Here is a 4,790-nt window from a genome sequence, read left to right as displayed (position 1 = left end):
CCCTTCGGCGCGACCCCCACCACCCCGTGCACCGGAAACGGCCCCCGGGTGACCTGTCGTACCAGCCTGCCGGAATAGTCATACAGATAGACGTGGCGCCATCCGTCCCGCTCCGACATCCAGAGGAAGTGCTGAAGGTCCGGCAGCGGCTTCACCTGCCGGGACCACCCATCCAGCGCGAAGTCGAGCGCCCCTACGAAGCTCTCCGGGCGCTCCTCCCGCAGCACCCGGCGGCGCTTGCCCGTCGTCGGGTCCACCGCCATCAGGTCCAACCGCTTGCCATTGCGCGACAGCTCGAGCACCAACGCTTCGCTTCCGTCCGGGCGCCAGCCCGCGAACCACTCGTAGCCTTCCGTCTCCGCGCGCGGCATGGGCACCACCTGCCCCGTCTCCACCGCGACGAAATGCAGCTCCGCGCGCATCAGCGGCGTGCCCGTCTTGGCGTAGGGCGCCCAGGTCACCTTCTCCAGCGCACTTCCGTAATCGACCAGGGGAACCTGGTGCACGCCCCGCGTGTCCTCGCGCCAGACCGCGAGGAAGCGGCCCTGGGGTGACCACGCGGCTTCGGGCACGCGCCAGGCGTTGTCGTCCGTGCCGGCGCGCTCCACCCGCGTCTTCCCCTGGGCGTCCACCACCGCGAACCCCGCCTCCCGGTGCACCGCGAGGGACTTGCCATCCGGTGACCAGGCATTGCCGGGCGCGAACGACAACGCAGCCGGCTCCGTGGGAGCGAGCGCCACGACGCGGCGGTCGGACAGGCCCAACGAGAAGGCCCGACCCTGCACGGAGAAGACAATCCCTCCCGCGTCGGGCGTGAACGTGAAGGGCATGAAGCCAGACAGCGTGACCGGCTTCCCGAGCAGCTGCGTCAGCTGGGCTCGCAGCGACTCGGGGGGCAGCAGGGCCTGCTGGGTCTTGCGCTGCGCATCCACCAGGACCCAGGTGTCGCGATGCGGTTCGAGCACGGACCAGTAGACGAAGCGCTCCCCCTCCGGCAGCCAGCGGGGCGGAGCCAGCGTGTCCCGGATGCGGGCCGGCAGGTTCAGCGCCACATCGGAGAAGTCGAGCCGCTCCTGGAGCGGATCCGAAGCGTCCGCCGCCGTCGCCCTCCAGGGGAGGAACAGTCCCAGGACGAGCAACAACAGGGGCATGAAGCGCGAGCCTGGACGAAGCAGGGGAGGGTTCATGGGCAGTTCCGGAGGTGGAAAGGGACGGGACGTCAGCGCATGCTTCGCGGTGCCGGAGTCGTGACTTCGAGCAGCTCGGCCAGGGTCTTCAGGCCCCGCTCCAGCTCGGCTCGGGAGCTGGCCGCGCCCAGCGACACCCGGAGGGCATTGGGCGCGTTGCCGGGCCGGGCCGCGAACAGGTGCGCGGGGCCCAGGAGCACGTCCCGAGCGGCGGCCTGTTCCACCAGCTCCGTGGCCCTCCGGTGCTCGGGAATGGGCATCCACAGGAAGTACGCGGTGGCGTGCGCGACATACGGATGGCCCTTCAACACGGACGCCGCAAGGGACTGACGGGCCATGGCTTCGGACCTCCGTGCATCGCGGAGGGCTTCGGCCGTGCCGTCCGCGATCCATCGCGAGGCCAGCTCGCTCATCAGCGGAGAGCCGGACCAGACCGTCGCCGCCGCCGCCTGCTCCAACGCCAGGCGGGCATGGGCGGGTGCCCGGATGTAGCCGACGCGCAACGCGGGCAGGAGCGCCTTGGACAGACTCCCCAGGTGATACGTCCGCTCGGGCGCGAGCGCGGCCAGGGGCGGAGGCGCCTTCGCGACGAGTGGCGCCAGGGCCCCGTTCTCGATGAGGGCGACGTCGAACTCACGGCAGACCTCCAGGACGGCCTGCCTGCGCTGCAACGGCATGATCGCCGTGGTCGGATTGTGGTTCGTCGGCGTGCAGTAGAGCACCCGGGCCCCGCTCTTCCGGCAGGCCTCCGCGAGCGCCTCCGGGATGAGCCCGTCCGCGTCGAGCGCCACCGGGTGCGTGGGCAGCCGGAGCCACTCCGCCGCGGCGAGCGCTCCTGGATACGTGACGTCCTCCACCAGCACGCCCTCGGGTGTCGCCAGCAGCGACAACAGCATCAGGGTCGCGTGCTGCGCACCGCCGCACACGGTGACCTCTGCCTCGGAGGCGGGCACGCCCGCGAGCCCGAGCCAGCGCGCCCCCGCCGCCCGCTGCGACTCGGAACCCCCGTGCGATTGATATCCACTGAGCGCGGTCAGGTCCGCGCGCTCCCCCAATTGCTTGAGCGCGGCGGCGAGCGCGAGGTGTCCCAGGTCCCCCGGCACGATGGGCACCGCCGTGGGCCCCAGGTCGATGCGCGTCCGGTCCAACTGGGGCGAGTAGCGCTCCATCTCCGTGAGGTCGCGCACGAACGTCCCGTTCCCCACCTGCGCGCGGATGAGCCCCCGACGCTCCGCTTCGGCATAGGCCCGCGTCACCGTTCCCAGCGACGCACCCACCGTGACCGCCAGCTCCCGGTGGGTCGGCAGCCGGTCCCCGGCCCTCAGCCGTCCGGCGCTGATGTCCGCCGCGAGGGCGTCGACGAGCGCCGCGTACAACGGCCCATCGGACCGTTTCAGGCGCGGCTTCCAGGGGGCGCGGGTCATGAAGCTCCTTCGCGGCTCCGGCATCCCCGCCGGAGTCCAGGTGTCATGGGACGTGAAGACGATTGTACCATGACAATTACCGGAGTGTACCGGGGCCCTGCGCCGGAAGCCCTTCCTGTCGGTGGTGAGGCTGCGCCGGGGCTCAGTCCTCCGTGAGGAGGAGGCTCCAGAGCAGCACCTTCTTCTTGCCGGGAGGCCGGTGCAGACAGCGGACCGGGCCGTCCTGGGACGCGACGAACACGATGGCGCCGGAGTGCTGGTTGGCGAAGACGGCGGCGGCGCGGTGACGCGAACCGTGCTGGCTGATGGGGTAGTGCGGCCCGGGGCGTCCCTGGAGCGTGCGCGCCTCGAACACCTGTGGCGGGCCGCTGCGCGGGATGGCGATCTGATACCCCGCGCAGACCACCTCCAGCTCCGGCCCCAGCACCAGCGCGTTGTCCACCGCGGTGAGCTGGCCAATGCTCTCCACCAGCGCCTGGAAGTCGCTCTCCGTCACCTTGTCGTCGTGCTCGGCGGCGGCCTTCTTCAGCTCCGGGTCCTCGGGCGGTTCGGCTTCCGAGACGGTCCGACCGGACTCCGCGCGCCAGGCGCCGTTGATGAGGTCCGCTCTGGCCTGGACGAAGCGCTGCAACCGCTCGCGCAGCAGCGAGCCCTGCCCGGGCGGCAGGCTGTACTTGCCTCGCGTGCGGAAGCGGTCCAGGTCGTGCTGCTTGGGCAGGAACGCAATCAACCCGCCGTGGTGCAGTCCGCCCATCTTCCGGATGAGGCCGTGCACCGCGTTGGACACGTACCACTCGCGGTTGCCGCCCATCAGCGGCTGCACCTTGGGCAGCGACTCCACCAGCGTGGCGCAATGCTCCATCAACGCCGAGCGCACCGCGCTGTCCTCGTGGAAGAGCAGGTCGTGCAGGGCCACGCGCCGGCCCGGCGGCACCGGTGCTCCCTGCTCGTAGCGGAACACCTCGCGGCCCTGCGTGCTCACCACCAGGTGGCCCGGTTCAGGCGCGTGGAGGATGAAGACGTCCTCTTCTCCCTCCGCGTGGAACTCCGTGTACTCCACCCGCCGCGCCAGCCCCTGGATGCGCAGCTTGCCTTCGCGAGGCCCCACGACCACCGCCGTGCGCGGCAGGTGCGCGGCGGGCGCCAGCTTCACCAGCGCCTCCACGCTGAAGTCGGTGATGCTCGACTTGGGCTCCAGGGGCAGCGTCTCCCACGCCTGCCGGTGGCCCCTCACACCGCCGATGAAGACCGTCTCCCGCACCGCCTGAAGGCCCGGCAGGCCCTGCGCGTGGTAGGCGATGCGCACGCGCGTGGCCTCGCCCTCCTCCCGGCCCAGGCTCGCGAAGAACACCGTGTCCGCCAGGACGACCAGCAGGCGCAACGTCGGCTCGGCCACGGGCGTCTTGGCGAACTGGCGCAGCCAGCTGCGCAGGGCTTCTCCGGGGTATTGCAGGCCGGGCTCATCCATCGGGCGCGCAGCATACCCACGCCTCATGGCTTCCCGGGGGAAGTCGCGTCACTGCCGCATCGCGGCGTCGGCTTTCCATCCTCGCGCCGCGAACCCGGCCTGTAGCACTGCCCGGGACAGGGAGGGGACGAAGGGATTGTCCGGATCAGGCGACGTCCCCAGGGTTCCCCCAGCCTCCAGGAGAACCCGCCATGCGCCTCCGGTTCCTGACCGCCTCCTGGCTTGCCTTCGCCATGCCGCCGTCCGCAAGCGCGGCGCCATCCCCGTCGCGCATTCCCGGCCACGCGAAGCACCAGGAACTCACATGGATGATGACTGGACTCACGCCGCCGGAGGCGCCTACTCCTCGATGAACGCCTGGAGCGTGCCGAACCGCTCCACGCCCTGATCCAACGCCGAGCGCACCGCGTGCAACAGCGCCCCATCCGACATGCGCCGCACCAGGACGATGCGGGGCGCGACGAAGGACGGTGAGCCCCCCAGCCGCGCCTCCAGCGCCTCCAGGGTCTGCACGGTGAGGACGAAGCGACGTCCGTCGCGCAGCCGCACCTCCACGTCACGGGAGCCCTCGAAGGGCAGGTCCGGGTCGTCCGCGACCAGCAGGGAGGCGATCCGCTCGTCCTCGGTGTCGATGGACCGCATGCTTGGCCGCTCCCGTGAAGCTCGTCGCATGTCCGGGAGGGTGGGGACCCCCACCCGCGCCTACAACCC

Annotated in this window: 4 protein-coding genes; all 4 read right to left on the bottom strand. The window is 71.2% G+C overall.

Features of this window, described 5'->3' with window-relative positions; genetic code table 11:
• On the bottom strand, positions 1 to 1,187 hold a 1,187-nt coding region (locus D7Y13_RS38705; protein ID WP_208734536.1), incomplete at its 3' end, for a DPP IV N-terminal domain-containing protein.
• A gap of 32 nt (positions 1,188 to 1,219) precedes the next feature.
• A complete protein-coding gene (locus D7Y13_RS38700; RefSeq protein ID WP_158620489.1) occupies positions 1,220 to 2,611 on the bottom strand; it encodes an aminotransferase-like domain-containing protein in 1,392 nt (463 codons plus the stop codon).
• A 142-nt stretch (positions 2,612 to 2,753) separates the two neighbouring features.
• Positions 2,754 to 4,079, bottom strand: a complete 1,326-nt coding sequence (locus D7Y13_RS38695) for a putative sensor domain DACNV-containing protein (protein ID WP_120534611.1) — start codon at positions 4,077 to 4,079, stop codon at positions 2,754 to 2,756.
• A gap of 339 nt (positions 4,080 to 4,418) precedes the next feature.
• Positions 4,419 to 4,721, bottom strand: coding sequence for a hypothetical protein (locus D7Y13_RS38690; RefSeq protein ID WP_120585766.1), 303 nt, complete (start codon positions 4,719 to 4,721; stop codon positions 4,419 to 4,421).
• Between the last annotated feature and the right edge of the window lie 69 nt (positions 4,722 to 4,790).

Source organism: Corallococcus praedator (assembly GCF_003612125.1).
Taxonomy (GTDB): Bacteria; Myxococcota; Myxococcia; order Myxococcales; family Myxococcaceae; genus Corallococcus; species Corallococcus praedator.
The sequence above is the reverse complement of the archived record's forward strand: the minus strand, read 5'-3'. Positions and strand labels throughout refer to the sequence as shown.